This is a genomic window from Pedobacter sp. ASV12 (assembly GCF_016429155.1).
Taxonomy (GTDB): Bacteria; Bacteroidota; Bacteroidia; order Sphingobacteriales; family Sphingobacteriaceae; genus Pedobacter.
Genome location: NZ_JAELUC010000194.1, coordinates 1 through 1,152, shown reverse-complemented (window position 1 = coordinate 1,152; position 1,152 = coordinate 1). Strand labels below are relative to the sequence as shown.

The window sequence follows — 1,152 nt, the reverse complement described above, 5'->3', positions numbered from 1 at the left end:
GTCGTGGTTCGTCGGCAGCGTCAGATGTGTATAAGAGACAGGCTCAAGACATATTTCGAGAAATACAGATGTCCTATGTGGGAAATAATGATGACGATGAGAAGAAAAAAAAGAAAAAGGACGAGACACTTGGCCAATCATATTTAAATGGTATAGTCGGCGGTGCTAAAGGTACTTGGGAATTTATAAAAAGCCAATTCACTTGGGAGGGTTACTTGGATACAGAAGCAAACCTCTTTACTCTAGGCATCTATGGTTGGCTCAAAAATACTAAATCAAATGCAGAGATTGTTGCGAATATTCCAAATTATGATGAAAATGACTATGCATATGCTGCTGGCTATCTCACCGAGCAATTAGCCGAAGCATATTTAACTAAAAAAGCGGGTGGGTATGTAGACAAAGCGGTCAGCTTTCAGCTGAATGAAGGTTATGGGCTTTTTGGCAAAAAAGGCCTTAAAATTGGGAATTATAAAATTGATGCTCTACATAAAAATAGGTCGACTCAAGGAGGAACAATATTGTCTGTGAAACAAGCTAAAAAAGGGGGTAATATGGTTAGATGGGATTATGGGCCGTCACACATGACAGCTGAAACCATGACCTATCATTCTACTTTTAGATTTAATATCAATGGGAGTACCTATGGAAGCACGGCTCAATATCCTGCAACCGCTCCTTTTTATTTTTGGAAATACAAAAAGAAATGAAGAACAATATGGATTTAGTTTTACATAATAGAGGGGTTATATCAATCAAAGATATAGACGGTGATTTAAACATCTCTCAGCCAAAATGGGATTTTTTGATTAACCTTTTGATTGATTATTCGGAATGCACCTTCTTTAGTGGATTAAGGCTCAATTATGATGATAACATAGAAAAAAATATCGATTATTTGGCAGAGGAAATCCTGATAAATAAAGATGAGGATTTTGAAATGGTACTATTAAAAATAAATGAGCGCAATATAAGGATACATAGGGGTTTGCTTGAATGCGTTTGGAAACAGTATCAGAATCCATATATAATCTTTCTAAATAATTCCAATAATGTTGATATACTTGTTAACACGATTAGGGAAAAAAGATTCTATAATGACTTTCTAAGAGCGATCGAAGGTCTTTGCATCATATATCAAGAATACGAATC

Annotated in this window: 1 protein-coding gene and 1 pseudogene; both read left to right on the top strand. The window is 35.5% G+C overall.

Annotation, left to right across the window (positions count from 1 at the left end):
• Positions 1-710 (top strand): annotated as a pseudogene (locus JHD69_RS19845) (hypothetical protein); the annotation flags it as partial.
• Positions 707-1,152 (top strand): hypothetical protein (locus JHD69_RS19840; protein WP_199142070.1); only part of this gene is annotated, 446 nt, incomplete at its 3' end. The pseudogene JHD69_RS19845 and the gene JHD69_RS19840, both read left to right, overlap by 4 nt.